28 protein-coding genes are annotated in these 26,899 nt (G+C 63.3%); 16 read left to right on the top strand and 12 right to left on the bottom strand.

Annotated elements, in window-relative coordinates; translation table 11 throughout:
• Positions 1 to 2 precede the first annotated feature (2 nt).
• On the bottom strand, positions 3 to 266 hold the full coding sequence (locus NKI18_RS22295; RefSeq protein WP_352568475.1) for a hypothetical protein: 264 nt from the start codon (positions 264 to 266) through the stop codon (positions 3 to 5).
• A complete protein-coding gene (locus tag NKI18_RS22290) occupies positions 247 to 711 on the bottom strand; it encodes an Lrp/AsnC ligand binding domain-containing protein (protein ID WP_352619371.1) in 465 nt (154 codons plus the stop codon). Before NKI18_RS22290 ends, NKI18_RS22295 begins: the two co-directional genes overlap by 20 nt.
• Before the next feature lie 170 nt (positions 712 to 881).
• Here NKI18_RS22290 and NKI18_RS22285 point away from each other — a divergent pair, with 170 nt between their 5' ends.
• Positions 882 to 1,895 carry a 1-aminocyclopropane-1-carboxylate deaminase gene (locus tag NKI18_RS22285; RefSeq protein ID WP_352568473.1) on the top strand — a complete coding sequence of 338 codons (1,014 nt, stop codon included), beginning with the start codon at positions 882 to 884 and terminating at the stop codon, positions 1,893 to 1,895.
• A 2-nt stretch (positions 1,896 to 1,897) separates the two neighbouring features.
• On the opposite strand, the gene NKI18_RS22280 is transcribed toward NKI18_RS22285, so the two are convergent.
• Positions 1,898 to 2,665 carry an alpha/beta hydrolase gene (locus tag NKI18_RS22280; protein WP_352619372.1) on the bottom strand — a complete coding sequence of 256 codons (768 nt, stop codon included), beginning with the start codon at positions 2,663 to 2,665 and terminating at the stop codon, positions 1,898 to 1,900.
• 215 nt (positions 2,666 to 2,880) lie between these two features.
• On the opposite strand from NKI18_RS22280, the gene infC reads away from it, so the two are divergent.
• The 7 genes from infC to NKI18_RS22245 all read left to right on the top strand — a co-directional run bounded on the left by infC (position 2,881) and on the right by NKI18_RS22245 (position 9,543).
• Positions 2,881 to 3,417 carry a translation initiation factor IF-3 gene (infC, locus tag NKI18_RS22275; protein WP_023677573.1) on the top strand — a complete coding sequence of 179 codons (537 nt, stop codon included), beginning with the start codon at positions 2,881 to 2,883 and terminating at the stop codon, positions 3,415 to 3,417.
• Positions 3,418 to 3,619: 202 nt separating this feature from the next.
• Positions 3,620 to 4,261, top strand: coding sequence for a methyltransferase family protein (locus tag NKI18_RS22270; RefSeq protein ID WP_352619373.1), 642 nt, complete (start codon positions 3,620 to 3,622; stop codon positions 4,259 to 4,261).
• 191 nt (positions 4,262 to 4,452) lie between these two features.
• Complete coding sequence (gene rpmI / locus NKI18_RS22265) at positions 4,453 to 4,656, top strand: 50S ribosomal protein L35 (protein ID WP_006201248.1); 204 nt, start codon at positions 4,453 to 4,455, stop codon at positions 4,654 to 4,656.
• Positions 4,657 to 4,804: 148 nt separating this feature from the next.
• A complete protein-coding gene (rplT, locus tag NKI18_RS22260) occupies positions 4,805 to 5,206 on the top strand; it encodes a 50S ribosomal protein L20 (RefSeq protein ID WP_006201247.1) in 402 nt (133 codons plus the stop codon).
• Positions 5,207 to 5,302: 96 nt separating this feature from the next.
• On the top strand, positions 5,303 to 6,388 hold the full coding sequence (pheS, locus tag NKI18_RS22255; RefSeq protein ID WP_353020477.1) for a phenylalanine--tRNA ligase subunit alpha: 1,086 nt from the start codon (positions 5,303 to 5,305) through the stop codon (positions 6,386 to 6,388).
• A gap of 106 nt (positions 6,389 to 6,494) precedes the next feature.
• Positions 6,495 to 8,903, top strand: a complete 2,409-nt coding sequence (gene pheT, locus NKI18_RS22250; RefSeq protein ID WP_352619374.1) for a phenylalanine--tRNA ligase subunit beta — start codon at positions 6,495 to 6,497, stop codon at positions 8,901 to 8,903.
• A 37-nt stretch (positions 8,904 to 8,940) separates the two neighbouring features.
• Positions 8,941 to 9,543, top strand: a complete 603-nt coding sequence (locus NKI18_RS22245) for a nucleotidyltransferase family protein (protein WP_352619375.1) — start codon at positions 8,941 to 8,943, stop codon at positions 9,541 to 9,543.
• A gap of 267 nt (positions 9,544 to 9,810) precedes the next feature.
• On the opposite strand, the gene NKI18_RS22240 is transcribed toward NKI18_RS22245, so the two are convergent.
• Positions 9,811 to 10,806: an aldo/keto reductase gene (locus NKI18_RS22240; protein WP_352619376.1), complete on the bottom strand. Its 996-nt coding sequence runs from the start codon at positions 10,804 to 10,806 to the stop codon at positions 9,811 to 9,813.
• Positions 10,807 to 10,911: 105 nt separating this feature from the next.
• On the opposite strand from NKI18_RS22240, the gene NKI18_RS22235 reads away from it, so the two are divergent.
• The 5 genes from NKI18_RS22235 (at position 10,912) to NKI18_RS22215 (ending at position 15,967) form a co-directional block, all read left to right on the top strand.
• The gene (locus NKI18_RS22235; protein WP_352619377.1) at positions 10,912 to 11,802 is read left to right on the top strand and encodes a LysR family transcriptional regulator; all 891 of its coding nucleotides are present in this window, start codon (positions 10,912 to 10,914) and stop codon (positions 11,800 to 11,802) included.
• Between the two features lie 60 nt (positions 11,803 to 11,862).
• Complete coding sequence (locus tag NKI18_RS22230) at positions 11,863 to 12,441, top strand: cytochrome b (RefSeq protein WP_352619378.1); 579 nt, start codon at positions 11,863 to 11,865, stop codon at positions 12,439 to 12,441.
• A 68-nt stretch (positions 12,442 to 12,509) separates the two neighbouring features.
• A complete protein-coding gene (locus tag NKI18_RS22225) occupies positions 12,510 to 13,085 on the top strand; it encodes a YceI family protein (protein ID WP_352619379.1) in 576 nt (191 codons plus the stop codon).
• Between the two features lie 181 nt (positions 13,086 to 13,266).
• The gene (locus NKI18_RS22220; protein ID WP_353020473.1) at positions 13,267 to 14,253 is read left to right on the top strand and encodes a Gfo/Idh/MocA family protein; all 987 of its coding nucleotides are present in this window, start codon (positions 13,267 to 13,269) and stop codon (positions 14,251 to 14,253) included.
• 55 nt (positions 14,254 to 14,308) lie between these two features.
• On the top strand, positions 14,309 to 15,967 hold the full coding sequence (locus NKI18_RS22215; protein WP_352619381.1) for an FAD-binding dehydrogenase: 1,659 nt from the start codon (positions 14,309 to 14,311) through the stop codon (positions 15,965 to 15,967).
• A 165-nt stretch (positions 15,968 to 16,132) separates the two neighbouring features.
• On the opposite strand, the gene NKI18_RS22210 is transcribed toward NKI18_RS22215, so the two are convergent.
• The gene (locus tag NKI18_RS22210) at positions 16,133 to 16,879 is read right to left on the bottom strand and encodes a GntR family transcriptional regulator (protein ID WP_352619382.1); all 747 of its coding nucleotides are present in this window, start codon (positions 16,877 to 16,879) and stop codon (positions 16,133 to 16,135) included.
• Positions 16,880 to 16,978: 99 nt separating this feature from the next.
• On the opposite strand from NKI18_RS22210, the gene NKI18_RS22205 reads away from it, so the two are divergent.
• The 3 genes from NKI18_RS22205 (at position 16,979) to NKI18_RS22195 (ending at position 18,837) form a co-directional block, all read left to right on the top strand.
• Positions 16,979 to 17,533, top strand: coding sequence for an autotransporter (locus tag NKI18_RS22205; RefSeq protein ID WP_352576296.1), 555 nt, complete (start codon positions 16,979 to 16,981; stop codon positions 17,531 to 17,533).
• Between the two features lie 157 nt (positions 17,534 to 17,690).
• The gene (locus NKI18_RS22200) at positions 17,691 to 18,476 is read left to right on the top strand and encodes a DUF899 domain-containing protein (protein WP_023677589.1); all 786 of its coding nucleotides are present in this window, start codon (positions 17,691 to 17,693) and stop codon (positions 18,474 to 18,476) included.
• Positions 18,477 to 18,570: 94 nt separating this feature from the next.
• Positions 18,571 to 18,837 (top strand): hypothetical protein, encoded by a 267-nt coding sequence (locus NKI18_RS22195; protein ID WP_352619383.1) that lies wholly within the window; start codon positions 18,571 to 18,573, stop codon positions 18,835 to 18,837.
• 46 nt (positions 18,838 to 18,883) lie between these two features.
• Here NKI18_RS22195 and NKI18_RS22190 read toward each other — a convergent pair whose 3' ends face one another.
• The 7 genes from NKI18_RS22190 to bcoG all read right to left on the bottom strand — a co-directional run bounded on the left by NKI18_RS22190 (position 18,884) and on the right by bcoG (position 26,890).
• The gene (locus NKI18_RS22190) at positions 18,884 to 19,822 is read right to left on the bottom strand and encodes an alpha/beta hydrolase (RefSeq protein ID WP_352619384.1); all 939 of its coding nucleotides are present in this window, start codon (positions 19,820 to 19,822) and stop codon (positions 18,884 to 18,886) included.
• Between the two features lie 217 nt (positions 19,823 to 20,039).
• Complete coding sequence (locus tag NKI18_RS22185) at positions 20,040 to 20,822, bottom strand: carnitinyl-CoA dehydratase (RefSeq protein WP_352451620.1); 783 nt, start codon at positions 20,820 to 20,822, stop codon at positions 20,040 to 20,042.
• Complete coding sequence (locus tag NKI18_RS22180) at positions 20,815 to 22,893, bottom strand: acetate--CoA ligase family protein (RefSeq protein ID WP_352619385.1); 2,079 nt, start codon at positions 22,891 to 22,893, stop codon at positions 20,815 to 20,817. Before NKI18_RS22180 ends, NKI18_RS22185 begins: the two co-directional genes overlap by 8 nt.
• Positions 22,894 to 23,079: 186 nt before the next feature.
• Positions 23,080 to 24,243 carry an acyl-CoA dehydrogenase family protein gene (locus NKI18_RS22175; protein ID WP_352619386.1) on the bottom strand — a complete coding sequence of 388 codons (1,164 nt, stop codon included), beginning with the start codon at positions 24,241 to 24,243 and terminating at the stop codon, positions 23,080 to 23,082.
• 4 nt (positions 24,244 to 24,247) lie between these two features.
• Positions 24,248 to 25,321 carry a carnitine 3-dehydrogenase gene (locus NKI18_RS22170; RefSeq protein WP_352619387.1) on the bottom strand — a complete coding sequence of 358 codons (1,074 nt, stop codon included), beginning with the start codon at positions 25,319 to 25,321 and terminating at the stop codon, positions 24,248 to 24,250.
• Positions 25,318 to 25,947 carry an HD domain-containing protein gene (locus tag NKI18_RS22165; RefSeq protein WP_352619388.1) on the bottom strand — a complete coding sequence of 210 codons (630 nt, stop codon included), beginning with the start codon at positions 25,945 to 25,947 and terminating at the stop codon, positions 25,318 to 25,320. The genes NKI18_RS22170 and NKI18_RS22165 overlap by 4 nt, the downstream gene beginning before the upstream one ends.
• Before the next feature lie 31 nt (positions 25,948 to 25,978).
• Positions 25,979 to 26,890, bottom strand: a complete 912-nt coding sequence (gene bcoG, locus NKI18_RS22160) for a 3-dehydrocarnitine:acetyl-CoA trimethylamine transferase BcoG (RefSeq protein ID WP_352619389.1) — start codon at positions 26,888 to 26,890, stop codon at positions 25,979 to 25,981.
• Between the last annotated feature and the right edge of the window lie 9 nt (positions 26,891 to 26,899).

Here is a 26,899-nt window from a genome sequence, read left to right as displayed (position 1 = left end):
CTTCAGTTGGAGACAGCCAATTCCGGCTGCGTGGAATCGAAATGGGATGAAGAAAACGGCGATTCAAGACAGCAACCGCCAAAACCGGACAAGCGGCTGAAATGATTATCGCTTTTTGAGCATTTCGAGGAAAAGAGCAGCCAAGCCCCGTAAGGGGGCAATGCCGCCGACGGTTCGTAGTGAAAATCCAGCGCCGATCGCGTCTGCTGGCTTAGTGCAATGGTTTGACGCTTCGAAGCCGTCCGTTCAAAAATCCAGAGGCGCATTGTCGACGACCTCTTTCATCACGAAGAAGGTTCTCGTCTGGCGAACGCCAGGCAGTGCGATCAATTGATCCCCGTGGATTCGGTTGAAATCCGCCATGTCACCAACCCTGATCTTCAGAAAATAATCGAAGTCGCCTGCCACCAGATGGCAGTCGAGGATGAATTTCAGTTTGGCGACGGCCTTTTCGAATTCCGCGAAACTCTCCGGGGTCGAACGGTCGAGTACGACGCCAACCATCACCAACGCGCCTCTGTCGACCTTCTGCGGGGTCACCATCGCCCTGACATGGCTGATGTAGCCGTCATCGATCAGGCGTTGCGTCCGGCGGTGGCACGTCGCCGGGCTAACAGCGACCGACTGCGCCAGCTCCGCGTTGGTCAGTCGCCCATTGCCCTGGAGCAGGCGCAACATTTTCAGGTCGATCCGGTCGAGCGCTGCGCGCATGAAAGATTCTTCCGTTATTCGGATTAAGAATCGAATATATATGACATTTCAACGCCATGAAGCGATATTTTGGATATTGTGGGCTCGATCTTTGAGAGCACATTTCAAGGCAGAGCTGATAGTGTTCATCGCACCACACCGCAATGAATGGAACAAGCGAGGGCACTCTCATGCTCGAGAAATTCGAACGTTATCCGCTCACATTCGGGCCGACCCATATCGAGAAACTGGAGCGGCTTGGTGGTCATCTCGGCGGGAAGGTCGATCTCTATGCCAAGCGGGAGGATTGCAATTCCGGCCTTGCCTTCGGTGGCAATAAACTGCGCAAGCTCGAATACATCGTCCCGGACGCGATCGCCTCAAACGCCGATACGCTGGTGTCGATCGGTGGCGTCCAATCCAACCATACGCGCATGGTGGCGGCCGTCGCGGCGAAGATCGGCATGAAATGCCGCCTCGTGCAGGAAAGCTGGGTGCCCCACGAGGACGCCGTCTACGATCGCGTCGGCAATATCCTTTTGAGCCGGATCATGGGCGCTGATGTCCAGATGGTCGATGAGGGTTTCGACATCGGGATTAGGGAAAGCTGGGAACAGGCAATCGCGGATGTGAAGGCCACGGGTGGCAAACCCTATCCAATTCCGGCCGGGGCTTCGGTACACAAATATGGCGGCCTGGGCTATGTCGGCTTTGCCGAGGAGGTCCGCGCGCAGGAGAAGGAGCTCGGCTTTGCCTTCGACTACATCGTCGTTTGTACCGTCACCGGTTCGACTCACGCCGGCATGCTGGTCGGCTTCGCCAAGGACGGCCGCGAGCGCAAGGTGATCGGCATCGACGCATCCTGCACCCCGGCGCAGACCAAGGCGCAAGTGCTCAAGATCGCGCAGAGCACCGCGACGCTGGTCGAACTCGGCAAGGAGCTCGATGAGAACGATGTCGTCCTGATCGAAGATTATGCCTATCCGGTCTACGGCGTCCCCTCGCAGGAGACGAAGGAAGCAATCCGTCTCTGCGCGCGTCTTGAAGGCATGATCACGGATCCGGTCTATGAGGGAAAATCCATGCAGGGCATGATCGATCTCGTGAGCAAGGGTTATTTTCCCAAGGGATCGAAAGTGCTCTACGCCCACCTTGGCGGCGCTCCGGCCATCAACGGATATGCTTATACGTTCCGCAACGGCTGAATCTATCCCGCCTGCAGCACTATCGCGTCCACTACCCGCACCAGCATGTCGAGATCTTGAGGCCGCGACAGGCGGTGGTCGCCGTCCGGAATGAGCGACAGCGTGACGTCGTCGGCCGGCAGCAGGCTGACCAGCTTCAGCGCATGGCTCGACGGCACGTCGGGATCGGCCAGGCCTTGCAGGATGTGGACCGGACAGTGCGTGTCGATCGGCCCGGTCATCACCCGGTTGTTGCGGCCGTCCTCGATCAGTGCGCGCGTGTAGATGTACGGTTCGGCGGAATAGTCCGACGGCTCCTCGAAAAAGCCCTTTTTCCTGAGGTTGCGCTTCTGCGCCCCGGTCAGCACCGGCTCCACCAGTTCGAATGTGAAATCGGGCGCCGGGGCCAGCAGCACAAGACCTGCGATGCTGTTTTCGCCCGCCTTGCGCAATTCCTGCACCATGCGCAGCGCGATCCAGGCGCCCATCGAGGAGCCGACCAGGATCTGCCTGCCCTGGGTGAAGCGGCGGAAAACCGCCAGGCTCTCGCCCAGCCATTTCGAGATGGTGCCGTCGGCAAAGGCGCCACCCGATTCGCCGTGGCCGGAATAATCGTGGCGCAGAAAGGCGCGACCTTCTTTGCGCGCCCATTCCGACAACGTTTCGGCCTTGGTGCCCAGCATGTCCGATTTGTAGCCGCCGAGCCAGACGATGCCGGGCTCGGCACCTGTCGCATGCCTGACGGCGATGCTCGTCCCGTCGACGTCCAGAAAGATCGGGGTGGTGGTCATGGTGTATTCCCTCTCGCCGGTCTTTTGACACAGCAAGGCATTCAACGAAAAGTGCTCCGCCACTTTCTTCGCTTGGTGCAGAGGAGCATTCCATCGAGCAGGTGATTTCCTGAGAATGCTGTGCTATTGACTCCGACCGCGCGCTCACCACATTGCGCGTTCGCAATTCTGAACTGAAGAACCCCTTAACGAAACGGCTCAAGGAGACCACGACCATTCGCAGACCTTTCAAAGCAGCGGCGCCCACCAAGGAAGGCCCGCGCTCCAACCGTGACATCCGGGTTCCCCGGGTCCAGCTAATCGACGCCGAAGGCCAGAACCGCGGCGATGTCTCCATCAACGATGCATTGCTGCTCGCCGAAGAGGCGGGGCTCGATCTGGTCGAGATATCGCCCAATGCAGTGCCGCCCGTCGTAAAGATCCTCGATCTCGGCAAGCTGAAATACGCCAATCAGAAGAAGGCGGCCGAGGCGCGCAAGAACCAGAAGGTCATCGAGATCAAGGAGATCAAGATGCGCCCGAACATCGACAGCCACGACTATGAGACCAAGATGAAGGCCGTCCGGCGCTTTTTCGAGGAAGGCGACAAGGTCAAGCTGACATTGCGCTTCCGCGGTCGCGAGATGGCGCATATGGAACTCGGCATGCAACTTCTGAACAAGGTTCGCGAGGAAGTGGCGCCCATCGCCAAGGTCGAAGCCGAACCGAAGCTCGAAGGCCGTCAGATGATGATGGTGCTGGCGCCCCGCTAAAGCGCGTTGCGCTTTAGTTCTGTTTTGTGCATGTCGTTGTCGCAAAACCGCTGCGCACTTTTGGGCGAGGTGCATAAAATCCGCCTGAATCATGTTGCAAGGCGTCCCGGCGATCGGCGGGGCGCCTGTTTTCTTGGCCACACGCTGCGATCGCCGGCGAGAGCAAAGACGCTCTGGTTCCCTCGACGATCGGATTCCCGACATGGTCAATGACGTCAAGCATTCGGAAGCCAAATATGGGCTGGGCAGCTACCAGCACACGCGCAGGATGGTGCTTGCCGTCGTCGTCGTCGTCCTTTTCGCGATGCTTTTGTTCGGGCAGTCGGTTTTTCCGCCCGATACGCCTGTGCATGAAACGATCGAAATGGTCGGCGTCGTGCTGATCTTTCTCGGCATCGTCGGACGCTTGTGGTCGACGCTCTATATTGGTGGACGCAAATCCTCCGAAGTGGTGACCGGCGGACCCTATTCGATCACCCGCAACCCGCTCTATGTCTTCTCGACTTTAGCTGCCGCCGGTGTCGGCGCACAGATCGGCTCCATCTCGGCCACGATCGGCTTTGGAGCGCTCTGCGCGGGTGCCTTTTACATCGTTATCCTGCGCGAGGAGAAATTCCTCAAAGAGGTTCTTGGCGCGCCATACCAGGCCTACCTGGCGAAAGTGCCGCGCTTCTTCCCGAAACTGTCGCTGTATCAGGAAGGCGACACCGGCAGCTTCAAGCCGCGCCTGCTGCGAACCACGCTGCTGGACGGTCTGGTCTTCCTGGTTGCCTTGCCGGCTTTCGAACTGATCGACGGCGCCCAGCAGTCCGGCATATTGCCGGTGCTGTTCCGTTTCCCCTGAGTGCAGTGTTGCTGAGTACAGTGTTGCTCGGCACGGGGTGTTGCGCGCCAGCCCGCTTTGACGTATAGGACCGCCGTTCCCAAAAAACCGCCCGGCAGGGCATGCCGTGGCGGTTTCATTTGCTTTTCGGGCTTTGGTCGGCCTGAAGCGAACAAAAGGCGCATTGGTGCGCATATAAACGGAGTAGCAAAATGCCCAAGATGAAGACCAAGTCGGCCGCCAAGAAGCGGTTCAAGATCACAGGTACGGGTAAAGTTCTGTCGGCTGCGGCCGGCAAGCGTCACGGCATGATCAAGCGTTCCAACAAGTTCATTCGAAATGCCCGCGGCACGATGGTTCTGGCTGAGCCGGATGGCAAGAAGGTCATCAAGAATTTTCTGCCGAACGGCCTCTAGGGCATGATGCCAAAAAGTTGCAGACTTTTTGGAAAACATCATGCGCCAAAATAAGGGCATTCGGTCTGGGCACGCATTTGTTTTACGCAATTCCGAACGGAAAACCGCCAGGCACTTTTCCTGGAATTGCTTTTAAGGAGATCATGACATGGCACGCGTAAAGAGAGGCGTCACCTCGCACGCCAAGCACAAGAAGGTCCTGAAAGCCGCCAAGGGTTTTTACGGCCGCCGCAAGAACACCATTCGCATCGCCAAGCAGGCGGTGGAAAAGTCGCTGCAGTACGCCTATCGCGACCGCAAGAATCGCAAGCGTTCGTTCCGCGCGCTGTGGATCCAGCGCATCAATGCGGCGACGCATGAGCATGGCCTGACCTATGGCCGTTTCATCGACGGTCTCAACAAGGCCGGGATCGAGATCGATCGCAAGATCCTGTCGGACATGGCCATCCACGAGCCGCAGGCCTTCGCCGCACTCGTGGCCAAGGCCAAGGTCGCGCTCGAATACCTGAAGAATACCACGCCGAATGCTTTTGAAAGCGCTGTCGCTTAAGACCAGCGCTTCCCAAGCTATTCGACACTTGATTTGGGAAACCCGCGCTGGCAGGGCTGGCGCGGGTTTTTCTTTGCTTCCAATCGGATCTGGAACATGAGTGACATGGAAACTCTCGAAAATTCCCTGATGGCCGAGATCGCCTCGGCCGCCGACGAGCAGGCGATCGAGGCGGTGCGTGTCTCTGCCCTTGGCAAGAAGGGCTCGGTTTCCGAGATGCTGAAGACACTCGGCTCGATGAGCGCCGAGGAGCGCCAGGTCAAGGGCCCGGCGATCAACGGCCTCAAGAACCGCGTCACCGAGGCACTTTCGGCGCGCCGCGCCGAGCTGAAAGATGTGGCGATCACGGCACGGCTTGCCGCCGAGAAGGTCGACGTCAGCTTGCCGGTCAGGCAATCGCCGGCCGAGCGCGGCCGCATCCATCCGATCAGCCAGGTTATCGACGAGATCGCGGCGATTTTCGGCGATCTCGGCTTTGCCATCGCCGAAGGTCCGGACATCGAGACCGACTATTACAATTTCACCTCGCTGAACTTCCCGGAAGGCCACCCGGCGCGCGAGATGCACGACACGTTCTTCTTCCAGCCGGACGAGCAGGGGGAGCGCAAGCTTTTGCGCACCCACACCTCGCCGGTGCAGATCCGCACCATGGAGATGCAGAAACCGCCGATCCGCATCGTCATCCCTGGCAAGACCTACCGGCAGGATTCCGATGCCACCCACTCGCCGATGTTCCATCAGGTCGAGGGGCTGGTGATCGACAAGTCGGCCAACGTCGCCAACATGAAATGGGTGCTGGAGGAGTTCTGCAAGGCCTTCTTCGAAGTGCCGAGCGTCAAGATGCGCTTCCGGCCGTCCTTCTTCCCGTTCACCGAGCCCAGCCTCGAGGTTGACATCCAGTGCGACCGTTCGCGGCCCGGCGAGGTGCGCTTCGGCGCGGGGTCGGACTGGATGGAGATTCTCGGCTGCGGCATGGTCCACCCCAATGTGCTCCGTTACGGCGGGCTCGATCCCGACGAATACCAGGGCTTCGCCTGGGGCATGGGCATCGACCGTATCGCCATGCTGAAATACGGCATGCCGGATCTGCGCGCCTTCTTCGACGCCGATGTGCGCTGGCTGTCGCATTACGGTTTTAGGCCGCTTGACATGCCGACGCTGTTCGGGGGCTTGAGCGCGTGACGACCGGGCCGCAGCAAATCCGCGGGCAGCTCGCCTTCCTGCACATGTCCGACGCGCGGCCGCATAGCTTCAAGTGCAGCGTGCCCAGACCAGACGGAACACAGTCATGAAACTCACCCTCTCCTGGCTCAAGGATCATCTCGAGACCGACGCCTCGCTGGCGGAAATCGTCGAGCGTCTCACCTCGATCGGCCTCGAGGTCGAGCATGTCGACGACCGGGCGAGGCTGGCTCCCTTCGTCATCGCCAAGGTGGTGACGGCGGTCCAGCATCCCGACGCCGACCGGCTTCGCGTGCTGACCGTCGACACCGGCGACGGCAAGCCGCCGGTGCAGGTCGTGTGTGGAGCGCCGAACGCCCGCGCGGGCCTGATCGGCGCCTTTGCAGCACCGGGCACCTATATTCCCGGCATCGACGTGACACTGACCGTCGGCAAGATCCGCGGCGTTGAAAGCCACGGCATGATGTGCTCCGAGCGCGAGCTCGAATTGTCCGAGGAGCATGACGGCATCATCGACCTTCCGGCCGATGCGCCGGTCGGTACCAGCTTCGCCGCCTATGCCCATCTCGACGACCCGCTGATCGAGATCAATCTGACGCCGAACCGGCCGGATGCGACCAGTGTCCATGGCATCGCCCGCGATCTGGCGGCGAGCGGGCTCGGCACGCTGAAGAGCGCGCCGATAGAGCCGATCCCCGGCAAGGGCGAGACGCCGGTCAAGGTGACGATCGAAGCGCCGGAGCTCTGTCCCGGCTTTGCGCTGCGCCTGGTGCGCGGCGTCAAGAACGGACCGTCGCCGAAATGGCTGCAGCAAAGGCTTCTCGCCATCGGCTTGAGGCCGATCAGCGCGCTGGTCGACATCACCAATTACGTCACCTTCGACCGCGGCCGGCCGCTGCACGTCTTCGACGCTGCGAAGGTCACCGGCAATCTCGCCGTGCGCCGGGCACGCGATGGCGAAAAGGTGCTGTCGCTCGACGGCCGCGAATACACGCTGACGACGGAGATGTGCGTCATCGCCGACCAGGACGGCATCGAATCGATTGCCGGCATCATGGGCGGCGAGCATTCCGGCTGCGACGAGAACACCACCGACGTGCTGATCGAGTCGGCGCTTTGGGATCCGATCGCGACTGCCCGCACCGGCCGCACGCTCGGCATCATCACCGATGCACGCTACCGCTTCGAGCGTGGCGTCGACCCGGAAATGATGATTCCCGGCTTGGAGCTGGCAACGAAGCTGGTGCTCGATTTCTGCGGCGGTACGCCGGCGCAACGCGAAGTCGTCGGCTATGCCGGCCATCAGCCGAAGATCGTCTCGTTCCCATTGTCGGAAGTGAAGCGGCTGACCGGCATCGAAGTGCCGCGCTCGACAAGCCTCGACATTCTTGCCCGCCTCGGCTTCAGGCCGGAGGGCACGGGCGATGTCGTCAATGTGGCGGTCCCGTCCTGGCGGCCGGATGTCGACGGCAAGGCCGACCTGGTCGAGGAGGTCATGCGCATCCACGGCGTCGACAACATCGCGCCGCAGCCGCTCGGTTCGCACGATGCGGTCAACGCCAGGATCCTGACTGTGCTGCAGATCCGCACCCGCGCCGCCAAGCGGGCACTTGCCGTGCGCGGCATGATGGAGGCCGTCACCTGGTCGTTCATTCCGGCAAAACACGCCGAATTGTTCGGCGGCGGCGAGCAGGCGCTGAAGCTTGCCAACCCGATCGCCGCCGATATGTCGGACATGCGGCCGTCGCTGCTGCCGGGGCTGATTGCGGCAGCACAGCGCAATGCCGACAGGGGCATCGGCGATGTCGCGCTGTTCGAAGTGTCGGGCACTTACGAGGGCGACGGCGCCGACCAGCAGCGGCGTGTTGCCGCCGGCGTGCGGCGCGGCACCGCCAGGCTCGAGGGCTCCGGCCGCCATTGGGCCGGCAATGCCGGCGCCGTCGGCGTCTTCGATGCCAAGGCCGATGCGATCGCAGCACTCGAAGCCTGCGGCGCGCCGGTCGAGCGGCTGCAGATCGAGGCCGGCGGTCCGGCCTGGTATCATCCCGGCCGCTCCGGCACGATCAAGCTTGGGCCGAAGGTAATCCTTGGCACGTTTGGCGAGTTCCACCCGAAGACGCTGGAGGGGCTGGACGTCTCCGGCCCGCTCTGCGGCTTCGAAGTGTTCATCGATGCGGTGCCCGAGCCGAAGGCCAAGCCGACGCGGACGAAGCCGAGGCTTGATCTGTCCGCCTTCCAGGCGGTCAAGCGCGATTTCGCCTTCGTCGTCGACAAGGCGGTCGAAGCCGGCACACTCGTTCGCGCCGCCCTTGCCGCCGACCGAAAGCTGATTTCCGGCGTCTCGGTGTTCGATGTTTTCGAGGGTGCAGCGCTCGGCGCGGCGAAAAAATCGATCGCCATTGAAGTGTCGATCCAGCCGGTCGAAAAGACGCTGACCGATGAGGATTTCGAGGCGCTGGCCAAGCGCATCGTCGAGAATGTCGGCAAGCAGACCGGCGGCGTGCTGCGCGGCTGAGCTTGCGGACATATGGCGAATCGCCGTCCAAAGGGCGATGGACCATTTGCGCTATTCAGGGCTGCCCTTTGAGGAACAGCGTGCAGCCTTTCTCGATATCGTCTCGGCCGATTCGCTGATTGGCGAGACGCTGTCGCGAGTGCGGGCGCTTGACCTGCGGGACTGGCTGGTCGTGTCCGGCGCGCTTTACAACAGCGTCTGGAATCATCTGACCGGAAAGCCCTCGGGGTACGGCATCCGGGATGTCGACCTGTTCTATTTCGATGAGAGCGATCTGTCCTATGAAGCCGAGGACACGGTCATCCGCCGGGCGGCGAAGCAGTTCGAAGGACTGACGCTGCCGGTCGAAGTGCGCAACCAGGCGCGGGTGCATCTGTGGTTTGAGGCGCGCTTTGGCGGTTCCTATCCCAGACTGTCGTCGTCCGCCGAGGCGCTGTCCTATTTCGCTTCGAAAACCCATGCGGTCGGCGTTAGATTTGGCACCGATGGGCAACTCGCGCTCGTGGCGCCGTTCGGGCTCGACGACATCTTCTCGTTTCGCGTTACCCCGAACCGTGCACTGGATAATCGGCAGACGCACGAGATGAAGGGCGCGCGTGCCAGGGAGAACTGGCCGGAGATCAGTGTCGTGCCTTGGTAGGAAATGTCGGCGCGAGGCACCCCCTCTGCCCTGCCGGGCATCTCCCCCTCAAGGGGGAAGATCGGATGTCGCCTCGGCTTTCGCCAATCACCGGCGCCGGAAGGGCGGGCAGGGCGCGGGAACAGCCAATCTCCCCCTTGAGGGGGAGATGTCCGGCAGGACAGAGGCGGGTATCTCGCGCCCACGTCTCGCAATTATTTTGCATGGCGCGGCGCACGAAAAAGGGGTGCCGAAACGCCCCGTTTCGATTACGCCGTCGATTGCCGTTCACCCGTTGACCAGCGCCAGCAGCTCCTCGGTATAGCGCTTGCCGACCACCTTTTCCGGCGACAGGGCGTCGCCGATGGATGCCACCTCGGCCTGGCTTAGCACGATATCGGCTGCCGCCGTATTCTGCTCCAGATGGCGCATTTTTCGCGCACCGGGGATCGGCACAATGAAGTCGCCCTGATGCAGCACCCAGGCGAGCGCCAGCTGCGCCGGCGTCACGCCCTTCCCGGCGGCCATCTTTTCCAGCACGGCGACGACCGCCGCATTGGCCGCCATGGCGTCGGCCTGGAAGCGCGGCAACCCGCGGCGCCAGTCGTCGGCGCCGAGAACGTCGGGCTTGGCGATCGTGCCGGTGAGCAGGCCGCGGCCGAGCGGGCTATAGGGGACAAAGCCGATGCCGAGCTCACGGCAGACAGCAAATATCCCTTCCTCCGGATCGCGGCTCCACAGTGAATACTCGCTCTGCACCGCGGCGATCGGATGCACGGCATGCGCCCGGCGGATGGTCGCCGCACTCGCCTCCGACAGGCCGAGCGCCCGCACCTTGCCCTCGCGCACCAGCTCGGCCATGGCGCCGACCGTATCCTCGATCGGCACGTTGGGGTCGACGCGGTGCTGGTAATAGAGATCGATCACCTCCGTATCCAACCGCTTCAATGACGCTTCGGCCACGGCCTTGACATGCTCCGGCCGGCTATCGACACCGGCCATGCGCTCCATGCCGCTGCCTTCTTCGAGGATCTTGAAGCCGAATTTGGTTGCGATCGTCACCTTGTCACGCACCGGCTTCAGCGCCTTGCCGACCAGGATCTCGTTCTCGTAAGGGCCATAGACCTCGGCCGTGTCGAAGAAATTGACCCCGATCTCGACGGCATGGCGCAGCGTGGCAATCGCCTCCGCCTCCGGCTGGCCACCATAGGCAAAGCTCATCCCCATGCAGCCGAGGCCGACCGGGTAGACGTCAAGTTCATTGCCAAGCTTGCGGGTTTGCATCACGTGTCTCCTTGTTGTGATGGTTGTGATGCCGCAGAGATAGCGTCTTGCCCTGCGTTCGATAATCGGCTCTCATTTGCACGGGCTGTTCCAAGAAATAGATCAATGAAGCGAACCCATCTTTCACAGCTCGCTGTGCTGGCAACGGTCGCCCAATGCGGCAGTTTTCGCGGCGCCGCCAAGGAACTGGCAATCGCGCCATCGGCGGTCAGCCACGCGGTGTCCAGCCTCGAAGCGCGCCTTGGCGTTCGCCTGCTGGCGCGCAGCACGCGCAGCGTCGCTCCGACCGAGGAGGGCGCGCAACTGCTCGAGCGCCTCAGGCCGGCGCTGTCGGAAATCGACCTAGCGCTGGAATCGGCGATCGAGGCGCGCCACCGGCCGGCCGGCAATCTCCGGCTGACCGTGCCGCGCACCGCGGCCCACCTGGCGCTGACGCCGAGGCTCAGCGCCTTTGCGGCTGCCTATCCCGACATCGTGCTGGAGATCGTCATCGAGGACCGCTTCACCGACGTCGTCGAGGGCGGCTTCGATGCCGGTGTGCGGCTGGGCGAGAGCCTGCAGCGCGACATGATCGCGGTGCGCATCGGACCAGACCTTCGCGGCGCCGTGGTCGGCGCGCCAGCCTACTTCGAGACCATGCCAAAACCGCAGCATCCGCGCGATCTCGCCGCTCACCGCTGCATCCGCTTCCGCTTCTCCAGCGGCATTCTCTACCGCTGGGAATTCGAGCAAAACGGCGAGGAGATCGAGATAGCGGTGCAGGGGCCGCTGATCCTCGACGAGGACCATCTGATCGCCAATGCGGCGGTCGACGGCGCCGGGCTCGCCTTCGTGTTTGAGGATTATGTCTGCGACGCAATTGCCGCCGGCAAGCTCATTCGCGTGCTGGAGGACTGGTGCCCGCGCTTCGACGGCTTCTTCGTCTATTACCCCAGCCGCCGCCAGATGCGGCCGGCGCTCAGGGCCTTTGTCGATTTTTTCAAGGTCGGCGAGTAAGCCAACCCTCCCCACAAGGGAGAGGTGGAAGAAAGCCGACCTGGCATTCGTTCACCGACCATGTCAGCACTGCCCAAAAACCAGACGGCCGGCTACGGCTGGACGGCGATCATCCTTCACTGGCTGATCGCGGCGCTCTTTATCGGCCAGTTCGTGCTCGGCTTCGTCATGGTGCGGCTGTCCAGCCAGCGCACCGCCTTCGAGCTGATCCAGCTGCATAAATCCTTCGGCTTCCTGCTGCTTGGACTGGTCATCCTGCGCATCGCCTGGCGCCTAGGCAGACCGGCCCCATCGCTGCCGCGCTCGGTCGGGCCTTTCGAGCGCCGTGCGGCGCCGCTGGTCCATCTCGCGCTTTATGCGTTTCAGCTCGCTCTGCCGTTGTCCGGCTGGGCGCTGGTCTCGGTCTCGGTGCTGGAGATCCCGAGCGTGCCGTTCAATCTGTTCGTCATGCCCAATCTGCCGCTCGGTGAATCGGACACGGCAGAAAGCTTCTGGGCAGCGACGCACTGGTATCTCGCCTATGCCGGCATCGGACTTGTCGCTTTGCATCTGGCCGCAGCGCTGCGTCATCATTTCTGGCTGAGGGATACCGTGCTGACGCGCATGATCACGGCTTCGTCACATCACGACAGGGAATAGAGCGGACGGCTCATTCGTTGATGGGGCGAGGACGCAAGAAGGCGTTGCCTGCCAAGAGGACCATTTCCATGTACGCGCGCATCTTCGGATTTGCGGCAGCCGCCGCTTGTTTTGCCATGCCTGTTTTCGCCGCCGTTGCCCTTGGCGAGGCGGCCGGCAGCTACACGATCAGCCCGGGGAGTTCCAGCATCCATTTCTCCATCGGCAAGCTCGGCGGCGGCGGGCTCGACGGTGCTTTCTCCCGCTTCAAGGGCAGTATCCTTATCGACAACAGCGACGTCGGCCGGTCCCAGGTCAATTTCACCATCTTCCCCGAAAGCGTCGGTACCGGCCAAAGTCGCATCGATGCCTTTCTCCGCTCGGACGCGGTCTTCGACGCCGCCGACAACCCGGAGATCCAGTTCCGTTCGACCAGCGTCAAACGCACCAGCGACACGTCAGCCCTGGTTACCGGCAGGCTGACGGCGCGCGGCAAGACCTTTCAGGAAAAGTTCACGGCCGAGCTCGGCGGCCTCAGGGCGGGCGCGATAAAATTCCACGTCACCGGCAAGGTGCTGCGGTCGCGCTACGGCATGGATGTCGGCACGCCGATTTACTCCAACGTCGTCGATTTCGACATGACGCTGACCGGCAAGCGGGGATAGTCTTTGCAGGACCGAGCCACCTCTCCCCACTTCGTGGGGCGAGGAACCCAGGTTCCGCAAGGGCAGCGCCGGCATCCGGACAAGCCGCAGATGATCGCCCTGTTCGCCGCCATGCTCCCGCATTGGCTTTTCTCCTGAATTAGGGCAAACCTCCAGGCCTGCAATCGAGAGGAGAAACCTGATGTTCCGATGGGGTGTTTTGTCGACGGCCAAGATCGGCCGCGAGCAGCTTTTGCCGGCAATCGTCGAGGCGGAGAAAGGCGTGCTGTCGGCGATTGCCAGCCGCGATCTGTCGAAAGCGCGGGCGCTGGGCGAACGCTTCGGTGCGCGCCACGCGTTCGGCTCCTATGAGGAGCTGCTCGCCTCCAGCGACATCGACGGCGTCTACATTCCGCTGCCGACCTCGCAGCATGTCGAATGGACAGCCAAGGCGATCGAGGCCGGCAAGCATGTTCTGGTCGAAAAGCCACTGGCGCTCGATGCCAGGGACATTCCGCCGCTGATCAAGCTGCGCGATGCCAGGAAGGTGCTGGTCTGCGAAGCCTTCATGGTCGTCTACCATCCGCAATGGATCAAGGTGCGCGAGCTGATCGCCAGCGGCGCCATCGGCCGGCTGCGCCATGTCCAGGGCGCATTCTCCTATTACAATGTCGACCCCAACAACATGCGCAACAAGCTCGATCTCGGCGGCGGCGCGCTGCCCGACATCGGCGTCTATCCGACGGTATCGACACGCTTTTCGACCGGCAAGGAGCCGCTGCGCGTCCAGGCGACGATCGAGCGCGACAAGACGTTCGGCACCGACATCTATTCCTCGATCCGCGCCGATTTCGGCGACTTCGAGCTGTCGTTTTACCTGTCGACGCAGATGGCGGCACGCCAGGTGATGGTCTTTCACGGCGAGAAGGGCTTCATCGAGGTGTTCTCACCGTTCAACGCCGGACTCTACGACCATCATCGCGTCGAACTGCACAACCAGAACCACAGCGAGGCGCAGGTGTTCCGCTTTCCCGGCACGCAGCAATACCGGCTGGAAGTCGAGGCCTTCGCGCGGGCTGCGCAGGGCGGCAAGGACCGCGTCTTCACCCTGGAAGAATCGGTGCTCAACCAGAAGGTCATCGATGCCATCTTCCGCGCCGGCGAGAAGGAAGGCTGGGAGGCAGTCTAGGCAGGCCGTGATCCCACAACTGGACCGGTTTTTGTACAAGATCATGGCCAAATAGATGTCCGACGATGCGGATGTGATCATTGTCGGCGCCGGTCTTGCCGGCCTTGTCGCGGCGGCCGAACTGTCTGCGGCCGGCAAGAAGACCATCATCGTCGAGCAGGAGTCGGAACAGTCGCTTGGCGGCCAGGCATTCTGGTCGCTCGGCGGCATCTTCCTTGTCGATTCGCCCGAACAACGGCGCATGCGCATCCGCGATTCGTATGAGCTGGCGCTCGAGGATTGGCTGGGCACCGCAGCCTTTGACCGCACGGAAGATCTCTGGCCGCGCCGCTGGGCCGAGGCCTATCTCGGCTTCGCCGCCGGCGAGAAGCGCTCCTGGCTCATGCAGCGCGGCCTGAAATTTTTTCCGGTGGTCGGCTGGGCCGAGCGCGGCGGCGGCAATGCCGTCGGCCACGGCAATTCGGTGCCGCGCTTCCACATCACCTGGGGCACCGGCCCTGGCGTGCTCGAGCCGTTCGTGCAGCGCGTGCGCGAGGCCGAGAAACGCGGGCTGATCCGCTTCAAATTCCGTCACCGGGTAAACGAATTGACGCGGACGGGCGGCGTCGTCGACGGCGTGCGCGGCGACCTATTGGCGGCGAGCGATGCCGAGCGCGGCCGCAAGAGCTCGCGCGAGATCACCGGCGATTTCGAGCTGAAGGCGCAGGCCGTCATCGTCGCCTCCGGCGGCATCGGCGCCAATCACCAGCTGGTCCGGGAGAATTGGCCGAAGCGGATGGGCGCGCCGCCGAAACGCATGATCACTGGCGTTCCCGATCATGTCGACGGCCGCATGCTGGCGATCGCCGAAGCCGCCGGCGGCCGGCTGATCAACCGCGACCGCATGTGGCACTATGTCGAGGGCGTCAGGAACTGGGCACCGATCTGGACCGATCATGCGATCCGCATCCTGCCCGGCCCGTCATCGCTGTGGCTCGATGCGCGCGGCAAGCGCCTGCCGGTCCCGCTCTATCCCGGCTTCGACACGTTGGCCACGCTCAGCCACATCATGAGCACCGGCTTCGATCATTCCTGGTTCATCCTGACCAAAAAGATCATCCAGAAGGAGTTCGCGCTGTCGGGCTCCGAGCAGAACCCCGATCTGACGGGGAAGAGCTGGCGCCAGGTGCTCGGCCGCGCCACCAGCGGCGTGCCCGCGCCGGTCAAGGCGTTCATGGAGAAGGGCGAGGATTTCATCGTCGAGCCTGATTTGCCGGCGCTGGTCGCCCGCATGAACGCAGCGGCCGGCGGCGAGCCGCTGCTCGAACTGGCGCAGGTTGAGCGCGAAATCCGCGCCCGCGACCGGCAGCTCGACAATCCGTTCTCCAAGGACATGCAGATTACTGCGTTGCGCGGTGCGCGAGCCTATCTCGGCGACCGGCTGATCCGCACCGCAAGACCGCACAAGCTGCTCGATCCCGCCAATGGCCCACTGATTGCCGTCAGGCTCAGCGTCCTGACCCGCAAGACGCTCGGTGGGCTGGAAACTGACCTCGACAGCCGCGTGCTGGGCGCCGGCGGCCAACCAGTCGAGGGGCTGTACGCGGCGGGCGAGACCGCCGGTTTCGGCGGCGGCGGCATGCACGGCTATGCAGCGCTCGAAGGCACGTTTCTCGGCGGCTGCATCTTTTCCGGCCGCAGTGCCGGACGGGCGGCGGCACGCGCGGTGGGGTGAAACAAGGCCCGCCGGCGGCCGTTGCGCCAAGGTGGCGGGTCGCACCGAGTGGCCAACTTCCCTTAGAGCATTTTGCAGCCAAATGGAATCATTTGGCGTCCGCATAAATGCGGCAAAACAGATAGTTAGAGCGGGTTACCGGTTCCAGGAGAACCGGAACCGGCTCTAGGCGAAGGGCTGCAAATTGACGTCTTGAAGCTTGGAACCGGCAAGCAAAGCCTCGAGCACCTGCTTCTTGAGAGACAGGCACTGCGAACGGGCAAGTTTGACGATGGCGGAAACCTCGCCTGCCTCGCAGGCAAGGACCAGCTCCTTTTGCTGGGCGATGATCAGCTGGGTGAAGTCGCGGGATTTGAAGCCGAGGTGGAGAACCCGCGCCGACTGGTCGAGTATCTGGTCCAGGAGATGCGCCAGTCGTAAATTTCCCGAGAGCTCCGCAAGGGCCAGACGAAAGGCACGGTCGGCCGCAAGGAAGGCGACGTGGCTGCGTAGCGTCTCCGGCTTCAGCACTTTTTGCGCTGCCAGCCTGACATCCTCGAGCCCGCGCTCGGTCATGTTCGATGCCGCCACCCTGAACACTTCCGGCTCGATCAAGCTGCGGACATCGAAGATCTCGTGGACATCCCGCAGGCTGAGCGTAGCAACGACGTAGCCGCGGCGCGGCTCGCTCCTGACCAGCCCTTCCTGCATCAGGCGGGCCAAGGCCGCGCGGATCGTCGCCTTTTTGATCTGGTATCGATCGCCGATCTGCTTCTCCGTCAGCGCTTCACCAGGGCGCAGAACGCAGGCAATGATGTCGTTCCTCAGCTGCTCATATGCCTGTTCCCTGCGAAGGACGTCGGCGGCCGACAGTGCTGTCGCCTCGACCGTGGCCGATCTTGCCGGTTCGGCGGTCAACTTCGTCGTTTTCATATTTTGTCCGTCTGGCTGTCCGATTGACGCTGGCCTCAGCATTCGCTAGCGTGAGCATCTCAGATAAGCAATCTGAGCATCTCAGGGAGGATAACTGATATGCCTTTACCCGCCAACTCGCCTCTCTACGCCGTTGCCGATGATATCGTCAATGCCGCGAAGGGGCCAGATCCCCTCGAAGCGGTAAGGACGGTCCTGGGCGACTACACCAACCGCTTTCACGCATCGGGAACACTCGCTCACGAAGAAGACGACGACGAGGTGCTTCTGCATGCGAGTCCGAACCTGACGATCTATCACATCACTCTGTCGCCCGGCCTGCAGTACCCGCCTCACAACCACCTGATGGATGCCTTGATCGGCATCTACAAGGGCAGCGAGACGAACTTCATCTATCCCGTTGCCGGCAGCGAACTCGATGTTCCCGAAAGGCAGGACATCGCAGCGCCTGCCGTGGTGCACATGGCGTCAAATACCGTTCATGCGGTTGCGAATACGGGCGGTGCGCGATCGGGTGCGCTGCATGTCTACCTCGGCGATCTCACACGAACCCACCGGCAGCTGTGGAGTCCGGATAGCAACCAGGCCGAGCCGTTTGACAATGACCGCTATCTGGCCGGCGCTCGGCCCATTCAGCAGTCCGGGCACGAATGAGCGCAGGGGCGTCGCGGGCGGCGAAATTGGCCGTGATCAGCGAACCCGTCGGAATCGCGTCACACTTGTCACTCTCGCCAATCCGCTATCGCCCCTATCCTGGCTCACGACCCAACACGTCGCGCCTGCGGCGACAAACCAGCAAGGGAGATGCACAATGACGGCACATCAGAATGGCACAGGCGAGCAGACGACGCGGCTCGCGATGAAGACACCACCGGTCGTTTCGCCTGACGCGTGGGAGGCCGCGCGCCAGCAGCTGCTCGTGAAAGAGAAGACCGTGACCCGCGCTCGCGACGCACTGGCCGCCGAGCGTCGGCGGATGCCGTGGATGGCGGTGGAGAAGACCTATACGTTCGAGGGCCCCGACGGAAAGGTGAGCCTGCTCGACCTGTTCGAGGGCCGCCGTCAGCTGATCGTCTACCGCGCCTTCTTCGAGCCCGGCGTATTCGGCTGGCCCGACCACGCTTGCCGCGGCTGCTCGCTGGGGGCAGACCAGGTCGGCAATCTTGCCCATCTGAACGCCCGCGATACCACGCTTGCCTACGCCTCGCGCGCACCGCAGGCCGACATTGCGCGGCTGAAGGCGCGGATGGACTGGAAGATGCCCTGGTACACCATCACCGACAGCTTCGATGCCGATTTCGGCGTTGACGAATGGCACGGCCACAACGTGTTCATCCGCGACGGTGATCGCGTGTTCCGTACCTACTTCATCAACAACCGCGGCGACGAGGCGATGGGGACCGTATGGAGCTATCTCGACCTGTCGCCGCTCGGCCGCCAGGAGGTTTGGGAGGATTCGCCCGAGGGCTATCCGCAGACGCCGACGTACAAGTGGTGGAACTGGCACGACAATTACGGCGCCGAAGCCGTTCCCGACAAAAAGTGGGTCGAGGTGTCGGACGCCGGAGAGGCCGCGTTCCGGAACCGCACCGAATAGAACGTCTTTGGCGTCGCGCAAATGCGGCCAGGACAATTGGAGGAGCGGGATGCACGGTTCGACCGCATCCCGCTCGCTATGTAGGACTACGGACATGAGTGAGATTCATGCAGGCGGATCCACCGGCGATGCGAGCCCGGCCGCCCTTGGCGCAGCCGACTGGCTGTCCTTAGCGGCCGCGCCGACCTTCGCAACCATGGCGCTGCTGACGCTTCTCGGCGGAGCGCCGGACATGATGTGCTCGACCGGGCAAGAGGCGTCACCGCTGGGCGGCATGGTCCCGATGTACCTGCTGATGAGCGGCTTTCATTTAGGACCTTGGCTGAAGCAGGTTTCCGGCCGGCGACGCCGCCGCAAATAGAGCTGTACCGGCCGACAAAGGCCCGTTCTGGTCGGGAAGACATCCCTCACCAGATCCACTCGCCCCTTCCCAAAACCGCTACCGCATCGACAATCCGGGTAAAGCTCGAGCGGGCGCGGCCGGCCGTGTGCCTGGCGCGCAAATAGCCATGCACCAGCCCCGGCTCCTCGAGCCACCAGGCGCGCCCGCCCGCGGCAACGATGCGGTCGCGATAGGCTTCGCCGTCCGACGACAGCGGGTCGCATTCAGCGGTGATCACGACGGTGGGCGGCAGATTGGCGAACTCGGCGTCGGCGAGCGGCCACAGAGTGAGATCGCCGGTGCGATCCTCGCCACCGGTCCTGATGTCCCTGTAGAAAACGAGGTCGCGCGCGGTAAGCATCGGCGCTTCCGCGTGGGTGACGTAGGAACCGGCGGAGCTGTCGCCGCCAAGGCCGGGATAGACCAGAATCTGGCCGATCGGCTTGCGCGCATGGCCGCGCGTTGCGTGACTGACGGCGGCGGCGAGATTGCCGCCGGCACTGTCGCCGCAGAGCAGGACAGGACGCTCGTAAGTCGCCGCCGCCCATTCGAAGGCGCTGATGGCGTCGTCGAAGGCGGCCGGATGAAGGTGCTCAGGCGCCAGCCGGTAGTCGACCGAAACCACTTCGTAGCCAGTGCGGCTGCAAAGCTCGGCGCAGAGGTCGTCATGGCTGTCGAGCCCGCCGAGGATAAAACCGCCGCCATGGAAATAAAGCACCATCGCCGAAGCTTCCGGCGCCGGGGCGCGGTAGACGCGGATCGGAATGTGCCAGGGTGTGGCAATGGCGGTGGTTTCCGCCGTGACGCCTTGGGGATAGCCGGCAAAGAACTCGCGGCACATCCGGTTGTAGATCTGGCGCTGCTCGGCGACGGTGTAGTCGATCGTATCGGGCGGATAATAAGAATTAGTCCGCTCGATGAAGGCCCAGGTCTCGGCGTCGATGAGGGTTTTGTAGTCGGTCATGGGCGCTGAATGGATCGCAATGAATCCGCCTGAACACCCCCCTCTGGCCTGCCGGCCATCTCCCCCTCAAGTGGGGGAGATCGGCAGCTTCGGCGAAACCGCCTTTTCTCCGGCGTCGACAATTCGCGAAAGCGATGATGACATCCAATCTCCCCCCTTGAGGGGGAGATGTCCGGCAGGACAGAGGGGGGTGAGCGCCATCATTCCTGCAATACCACTACTTCCCCTTCCACACCGGATCGCGCTTCTCGGCAAAGGCGCGAAAGCCCTCGAGATTGTCCTCCGAGCCGTAGAGTGCGTCAACCGTCGACAGTTGCCGGCGCGTCACCCGGTTCATCGCGTCCTGGAAAGTCAGCGATTCTGCGACCCGGGCCGTCTCCTTGATCGCCGCGAAGACCAGCGGCGGGCCGCTGGCGAGCAGCCGCGCGATCTCCCAGACGCGGTCCTCCAGTCTTTCCTTGGGCAGCACCTCGTTGACCAGCCCCCATCGATGCGCCTCGGCGACATCCATCCAGCGGCCGGTGAGCAGAAGGTCCATGGCGACATGGTAGGGGATGCGCTTCGGCAGCTTGATCGTCGCCGCATCGGCAAGCGTGCCGGCGCGGATTTCGGGCAGCGCGAAGGAGGAGTGATCCGATGCATAGATGAGATCGCAGGATAGCGCCAGTTCGAAGCCGCCGCCGACCGCCATGCCGTTGACGCAGGCGATCACCGGCTTGTTGAGGTCGCGCAGTTCCTGCAGCCCGCCGAAGCCGCCGACGCCGTAGTCGCCGTCGACCGCGTCGCCGCCGGCCGCGGCCTTCAGGTCCCAGCCGGCGCAGAAGAACTTGTCACCGGCGGTCTTGACGATGGCGACGCGCAAGTCGGGATCGTCGCGAAACGCCTTGAAAGTCTCGCCCATCAGCCGCGACGTCTTCAGGTCGATGGCATTGGCCTTGGGCCGGTCGAGCGTGACTTCGAGGACAGCGCCTTCGCGGCGGGTCGAAATGATTTCAGACATTCTTCTTGTCTCCAAGCACCAGCAGCGCATCGGCGATCCAGGCGCCCTTGCCTTCGGTGCAGACGATCAGCGGATTGATGTCGAGTTCCTCGATCTCGCCGGCGTTTTGCTGCACGAAAGCGGCAATGCCCGATATCGCATCGATTGCCGCTGCGACATCGGCCTTCGGCCGACCGCGATAGCCGTCGAGCAGCGGGAACAGTTTCAGCCCGCGCAAAGCGGCCTCGATATCGTCGCGGGTCGCCGGCAGCATCAGCGTGACGCTGTCGCGCAACAGCTCGACCAGCACGCCGCCGGTGCCGAGCGTCATCACCGCGCCGAACATCGGGTCGCGGGTGAAGCCGACGAGCAGCTCGGCGACGCCGTCGCGCACCATGCGCTCGACATAAAGGCCCGTGCCGAGCGGGCCGAGATCGTGGGCGGCGGTGCTGACGGATTCGGCATCCCTCAAATTGAGCCGGACCGCGTCGAGCTCGGACTTGTGGATGACGCCAAGGGCCTTCAGCGCCACCGGGAAGCCGAGCGCCATCGAGGAGATGACAGCTTCGACCGCGTTGCCGGCGCGCTCGCCCTTCGGCACGGGGAGCCCGGCCTCGATGAGCCGCGCCTTCGCCTCGGCCTCGTCCGGCGTGACATGGTCGCCGGCCGGCGCGCCGGACGCCGAAGTGTCGATCGGCTGCGCCTGCGGCTCGCGCCAGGCCCAGCCGATGAAGGCCGCCGCCTGGGCGGCGTCCATGGCTTCGGAGATGCCGAACAGCGGCACCATGCCCCGCGCCATCAGGCCGGCAGTGTATTCCTCGGGCAGGTTCTCCGGCAGCGAGGAGACGATCGCGCCTTGCGCGCTGTTGGTCTTCAGCGCCACTTCGAAGGCGCGCAGCGTCGCCCACCAGTCGGTGTCCGAGCAGCGGTCGGGGCGCGGGAAATCGAGCACCAGCATGTTGAGGTCGAAGCCGCCCGACACCATCGCGGTGAAGGTGGCGGTCATCGCCGGCTCGTTGTTCCAGATGAAGGTGTGGTAGTCGAGCGGGTTGGCCACCGCGACCAGCGGCCCGAGCGTCGATTTGACATGCGCGCGGTGCTCGGGGGTGAGTGGCGGAAACGTCACCCAGCGGTCTTCGGCGCTGTCGGCCATCACCGACGCCTCGCCGCCCGAACAGCTCATCGACGACAGCCGGTAGCCGGGCAGGGGGCCGGTGACGTGCAGCAGCTTGAGCGCCTCGATGAAGGCCGGGATCGAATCGATGCGGGCGATGCCGAGCCGCTTCAGGAAGGCGCCGGACGCTGCGTCCGAGCCGGCCAGCGACGCGGTATGGGAAACGGTCGCCTGCCGCGCCTGCTCGGAGCGGCCGACCTTCATGGCGATGACAGGCTTTTTCAGCTCGCGCGCCCGTGCCGCCAGCCTTTCGAAGCCGGCTACCGAATCGAAAGCCTCGATATGCAAGCCTAGCGCGGTGACACGGTCGTCCTCGATCAGGCCGAGCGCCATTTCGGAAAGCCCGGTCTGCGCCTGGTTGCCGGCGGTCATCAGAAAGGCGATCGGCAGGCCGCGCTTCTGCATCGTCATATTGATGGCGATGTTCGACGACTGGGTGATGATGGCAACGCCGCGACCGCCTTCTGGCAGCCTGATGCCGCCATGCTGGTCGGGCCACAAAAGCGCGCCGTCGGCATAGTTGATGAGCCCGTAGCAGTTCGGCCCGATGATTGGCATTTGGCCCGCCGCCGCGACCAGCTCGGCCTGCAGCCGCTCGCCGTCCTCGTCATAGGCCTCGGTTTCGAGGAAGCCGGCGGCGAAGCAGACCGCACCGCCGGCGCCGCGCTCGGCCAGTGCCTTGACCACTTCGATGGTCAAGTGCCGGTTGACGCCGACGAAAGCGGCATCCGGCGCACCGGGCAATTCGGCCACCGAGCGATAGGCCTTGCGGCCGGCGACCTCGGCCTTGCTCGGATGCACCGGCCAGATCTCGCCGGCAAAGCCCATCTTGATCGATTGCGCGACGACGGCGGCAGCCTGCGCGCCACCGAAGACCGCGATCGTTCGTGGGCGCAAAAGACGTTCAAGTTTGTGCATGAAGACCCCCCTCTGCCCTGCCGGGCATCTCCCCCTCAAGGGGGGAGATTGGCAGTTGGGCCGCCGGCCCGAGGCATGCAACGGTAATAACCGGCGAAATCAGGAATGGCGGCCGATCTCTCCCCTTGAGGGGGAGATGTCCGATAGGACAGAGGGGGGCGCGAAGGAATGCAAACATTGCGCTGTTCAGCCCCCGAACGGGCGCAGCAGCGCCCGCGAGATGATGTGGCGCTGGATTTCCGAGGTGCCTTCCCAGATGCGCTCGACGCGGGCGTCGCGCCAGATGCGCTCGAGCGGCAAATCGTCCATCAGCCCCATGCCGCCATGGATCTGGATCGCCTCGTCGGCGACGAAGGCAAGCATCTCGGTGGCCTTCAGCTTGGCCATGGCCATGTCCTGGTCGGTGACGGTACCCTGATCGTACTTCCAGCCGGCTTCGAACACCATCAGGTCGGCGGCCTTCAGCTCGGTCGCCATGTCGGCGAGCTTGAACGACACGCCCTGGAACTTGCCGATCGGCTGGCCGAACTGCTGGCGCTGCGCGGCGTATTCGATGGCGTGGCCAAGCGCCCGCTCGGCGCGGCCGAGGCAGGTGGCGCCGACCTGCAGGCGCGTCGCGCCAAGCCATGAATTGGCGACGTCGAAGCCTTTGTGGACCTCGCCCAGAACCTGACTGGCCGGCAACCGGCAATCGTCGAATTCGAGGATGGCATTGGTGTAGCCGCGATGTGAGACGTTGCGGTAGCCGTCGCGCACCGTAAAACCCGTGGTGCCCTTGTCGACAAAGAAGGCGGTGATCTTCTTGCGTTTTCCACGTGAAGACTCTTCCTCACCCGAGGCCATGAAGACGATGGCGAAATCGGCGAGGTCCGCATGGCTGATGAAATGCTTGGTGCCGTTCAGCACCCAGTCGTCGCCGTCTTGCACGGCGGTTGCCTTCATGCCGCGCAGATCGGAGCCGGCGCCCGGCTCGGTCATTGCCAGGCAATCCCATTTCTCGCCGCGAATGCAGGGAAACAGATATTTTTCGCGCTGCTCCGGCGTGCCGGCAAGAAGGATGTTGGAGGGCCGCGCCACGCAGGTCCAGTGCAGCGCGTAATTGGCGCGGCCGAGTTCCTTTTCATAGAGCAGCCAGGTCACCGTATCGAGCCCGGCGCCGCCGACATCGGCCGGCATGTTGGCGGCATAGAGGCCGGCTTCGATCGCCTTGGCCTTGATCTCCTCGATCAGCTCGCGGCGCAGCACGCCGGTACGTTCCACTTCGCGCTCGTGTGGGTAAAGTTCGTTCTCTACGAAGGCCCGCGTCGTCTCGACGATGAGCTTCTGCTCCTCCGAAAGACCAAAATCCATAATATCAGCCTTTCTTCTTTTTCTTCGGCTTTTCAGCCTTGGCCTTTTCGGCCGCCGTGGAGGTGGTGGGCTTCTTCGCCGCAAGCTTGGCCAGCTGCCTGGTGTAGTCCTTATGCAGGGCGCCGGCACCCCAGCCTTTGCCTTTGTTCTGCTTCGACAGTGCCTCCATGATGGCGACCAGATTGTCGTCGCGGATCTTTTCAAGCTCGCGGATCGACAGACCGTGCGCCTGGTCGTCCGACTGCGTGGCGATCAGCTCGACCAGCTCATCGTTGAACTCCGGCACGTCCATCAGCTTGGTCCACGGCCATTTCAGGCACGGGCCGAACTGCGCCATGAAGTGGCGCATGCCGGCCTCGCCGCCGGCGACGCGATAGACCTGGAACATGCCCATCTGCGCCCAGCGCAGGCCGAAGCCGTAGCGCATGATGTCGTCGAGCTCCTCGACCGTGCAGATGCCGTCCTTGACCAGCCACAGCGCCTCGCGCCAGGCCGCTTCGAGCAGCCGGTCGCCGACGAATGCTTCGATCTCCTTGCGGATCACCACCGGCTTCATGCCGATCGAGGCATATATCTCCTTGGCGACTTCGATCGCCTCGGGAAAGGTCTGTTCGCCGCCGACGATTTCGACCAGCGGCAGCAGATAGACGGGGTTGAACGGATGGCCGACGACCAGGCGCTCCGGGTGCTTCTTCATCGCCACCTGCATGTCGGTCGGTTTGATGCCGGAGGTGGAGGAGCCGACAATGGCGTTGGCCGGTGCATAAAGGTCGATCTCGGCCAGCACGCGGTGCTTCAGGTCGAGCCGCTCAGGCACGCTTTCCTGGATGAAGTCGGCGTCGGCCACCGCCTCGGTGATCGTCTTGGCGAAGGTAAGCTTGCCCTCTTTCGGCAGGCCGCCGGGCAGCATCTGCTTGTAGGCGCGGCGTGCGCCCTTCATCACCTCGCCGACCTTGCGTGACGCCTCGGGATCGGGATCGAAGATCGACACGTCGATGCCGTTGAGCAGCAGCCGCGCCACCCAGCCGGCGCCGATGACGCCGCCGCCGATGGCGGCCGCCTTGTTAATGATGCTCATGCGGAAGCTCCGGTTCTTGTGCTGGCTGTTGCGGGGTCGGTGAGGGCGACGCGTTCGCCGGCACGGATCACGGATGCGTCATAGGCCTTGCGCGCGAACACTTCGAGCACGAAGGGCCGGAAGAAATCGATCGGCAATGTCTCGTAGTCGGGATCGAAGCTCGACTGATCCCAGCGTTCGCAAAACTCATCGCAATCGTCGAAGTAGATGTGCCCGGCGAAACGGTCGCGGGCGTGCGGATTGCCGCCGAGGTGGTGGGCGTAATAGAGGCGCTGGAAATCGCCGTGCTTTTCCACCACCCAGGTGCATTGCTCGCGCACAAAAGGCTTCAGGATGGCGGCTGCATACTCGTCGTGGTTATAGGGCGCGTAGATGTCGCCGATATCGTGCAGCAAGGCGCAGGCAATCCAGTCGGTGTCGGCGCCGTCGCGCCAGGCCCGGGTTGCCGCTTGCAGTGAATGGCCGAGCCGGGTGATCTTGTAGCCCGAGAGGCCCGCATCAAGCTGGACGAGCGCGTCGAGCAGCCGCTCGCCGGTCTTTGCCGCATAGTCGATCTCGTGCTCGGTGAGGAAGGCATAGTCCTCGCGGTCGCCGTCCTTCATGGCGGTGAATTTCACGGTCTTCATCGGCGGCTCCTCCCAACCGGCTACCGGCTTTTCAAAGCGGTGCGCGCTTCGTCAGGTTCAGCTTCTTGCGGACTTCGTCCGGGCCGATGACCCTGGCGCCCATATTCGACACGATGCTGACCGCCCGCTCGACCAGCTGCGCATTGGTCGCCAGCACGCCCTTGTCGAGCCAGAGATTATCCTCCAGTCCGACGCGGACATTGCCGCCGGCCAGCACCGCGGCCGCGACATAGGCCATCTGGTTGCGGCCAATGGCAAAGGCCGACCAGTTCCAGGTCGGCGGTACATTGTTGACCATGGCCATGAAGGTGTTGAGGTCGTCCGGCGCGCCCCACGGCACGCCCATGCACAATTGCACCAGCGCGTCCGGCTTCAGCACTTCTTCCTCGACCAATTGCTTGGCGAACCACAGATGCCCGGTGTCGAAGGCCTCGATCTCCGGCTTGACGCCGAGCGCCGTCATCATGCCGCCCATGGCACGCAGCATGCCGGGCGTATTGGTCATGACATAATCGGCCTCGGCGAAATTCATGGTGCCGCAATCGAGCGTGCAGATTTCCGGCAGGCACTGGCGCACATGTTCCATGCGGTTGCTCGCGCCGCCCATGTCCGTGCCTTTTTCGTTCAGCGGCAGCGGCTTCTCCGGCGGGCCGAATACCATGTCACCCCCCATGCCGGCGGTCAGGTTCAGCACCACGTCGACGTCTGCCGCGCGGATGCGCTCGGTTACTTCGCGATAGAGATGCACGTCGCGCCTAGGCTTGCCGGTCTCGGGATGGCGCACATGGCAGTGCACGATTGCAGCCCCTGCCTTTGCCGCCTCGATGGCCGAATCGGCGATCTCTCTGGGCGAGCGCGGCACATGCGGGCTGCGGTCCTGCGAACCGCCGGACCCGGTCACGGCACAGGTAATGAAAACCTCACGGTTCATCGCTAACGGCATCGGACTCTC

This window comes from Mesorhizobium sp. M0800 (assembly GCF_040320095.1).
Taxonomy (GTDB): domain Bacteria; phylum Pseudomonadota; class Alphaproteobacteria; order Rhizobiales; family Rhizobiaceae; genus Mesorhizobium.
The sequence above is the reverse complement of the archived record's forward strand: the minus strand, read 5'-3'. Positions and strand labels throughout refer to the sequence as shown.

Coding starts and splice junctions, on each gene's coding strand:
- NKI18_RS22295 (WP_352568475.1), bottom strand. CDS start 266: ATGCGCCTCTGGATTTTTGAACGGACGGCTTCGAAGCGTCAAACCATT.
- NKI18_RS22290 (WP_352619371.1), bottom strand. CDS start 711: ATGCGCGCAGCGCTCGACCGGATCGACCTGAAAATGTTGCGCCTGCTC.
- NKI18_RS22285 (WP_352568473.1), top strand. CDS start 882: ATGCTCGAGAAATTCGAACGTTATCCGCTCACATTCGGGCCGACCCAT.
- NKI18_RS22280 (WP_352619372.1), bottom strand. CDS start 2,665: ATGACCACCACCCCGATCTTTCTGGACGTCGACGGGACGAGCATCGCC.
- NKI18_RS22270 (WP_352619373.1), top strand. CDS start 3,620: ATGGTCAATGACGTCAAGCATTCGGAAGCCAAATATGGGCTGGGCAGC.
- rpmI (WP_006201248.1), top strand. CDS start 4,453: ATGCCCAAGATGAAGACCAAGTCGGCCGCCAAGAAGCGGTTCAAGATC.
- rplT (WP_006201247.1), top strand. CDS start 4,805: ATGGCACGCGTAAAGAGAGGCGTCACCTCGCACGCCAAGCACAAGAAG.
- pheS (WP_353020477.1), top strand. CDS start 5,303: ATGAGTGACATGGAAACTCTCGAAAATTCCCTGATGGCCGAGATCGCC.
- pheT (WP_352619374.1), top strand. CDS start 6,495: ATGAAACTCACCCTCTCCTGGCTCAAGGATCATCTCGAGACCGACGCC.
- NKI18_RS22245 (WP_352619375.1), top strand. CDS start 8,941: ATGGACCATTTGCGCTATTCAGGGCTGCCCTTTGAGGAACAGCGTGCA.
- NKI18_RS22240 (WP_352619376.1), bottom strand. CDS start 10,806: ATGCAAACCCGCAAGCTTGGCAATGAACTTGACGTCTACCCGGTCGGC.
- NKI18_RS22235 (WP_352619377.1), top strand. CDS start 10,912: ATGAAGCGAACCCATCTTTCACAGCTCGCTGTGCTGGCAACGGTCGCC.
- NKI18_RS22230 (WP_352619378.1), top strand. CDS start 11,863: ATGTCAGCACTGCCCAAAAACCAGACGGCCGGCTACGGCTGGACGGCG.
- NKI18_RS22225 (WP_352619379.1), top strand. CDS start 12,510: ATGTACGCGCGCATCTTCGGATTTGCGGCAGCCGCCGCTTGTTTTGCC.
- NKI18_RS22220 (WP_353020473.1), top strand. CDS start 13,267: ATGTTCCGATGGGGTGTTTTGTCGACGGCCAAGATCGGCCGCGAGCAG.
- NKI18_RS22215 (WP_352619381.1), top strand. CDS start 14,309: ATGTCCGACGATGCGGATGTGATCATTGTCGGCGCCGGTCTTGCCGGC.
- NKI18_RS22210 (WP_352619382.1), bottom strand. CDS start 16,879: ATGAAAACGACGAAGTTGACCGCCGAACCGGCAAGATCGGCCACGGTC.
- NKI18_RS22205 (WP_352576296.1), top strand. CDS start 16,979: ATGCCTTTACCCGCCAACTCGCCTCTCTACGCCGTTGCCGATGATATC.
- NKI18_RS22200 (WP_023677589.1), top strand. CDS start 17,691: ATGACGGCACATCAGAATGGCACAGGCGAGCAGACGACGCGGCTCGCG.
- NKI18_RS22195 (WP_352619383.1), top strand. CDS start 18,571: ATGAGTGAGATTCATGCAGGCGGATCCACCGGCGATGCGAGCCCGGCC.
- NKI18_RS22190 (WP_352619384.1), bottom strand. CDS start 19,822: ATGACCGACTACAAAACCCTCATCGACGCCGAGACCTGGGCCTTCATC.
- NKI18_RS22185 (WP_352451620.1), bottom strand. CDS start 20,822: ATGTCTGAAATCATTTCGACCCGCCGCGAAGGCGCTGTCCTCGAAGTC.
- NKI18_RS22180 (WP_352619385.1), bottom strand. CDS start 22,893: ATGCACAAACTTGAACGTCTTTTGCGCCCACGAACGATCGCGGTCTTC.
- NKI18_RS22175 (WP_352619386.1), bottom strand. CDS start 24,243: ATGGATTTTGGTCTTTCGGAGGAGCAGAAGCTCATCGTCGAGACGACG.
- NKI18_RS22170 (WP_352619387.1), bottom strand. CDS start 25,321: ATGAGCATCATTAACAAGGCGGCCGCCATCGGCGGCGGCGTCATCGGC.
- NKI18_RS22165 (WP_352619388.1), bottom strand. CDS start 25,947: ATGAAGACCGTGAAATTCACCGCCATGAAGGACGGCGACCGCGAGGAC.
- bcoG (WP_352619389.1), bottom strand. CDS start 26,890: ATGCCGTTAGCGATGAACCGTGAGGTTTTCATTACCTGTGCCGTGACC.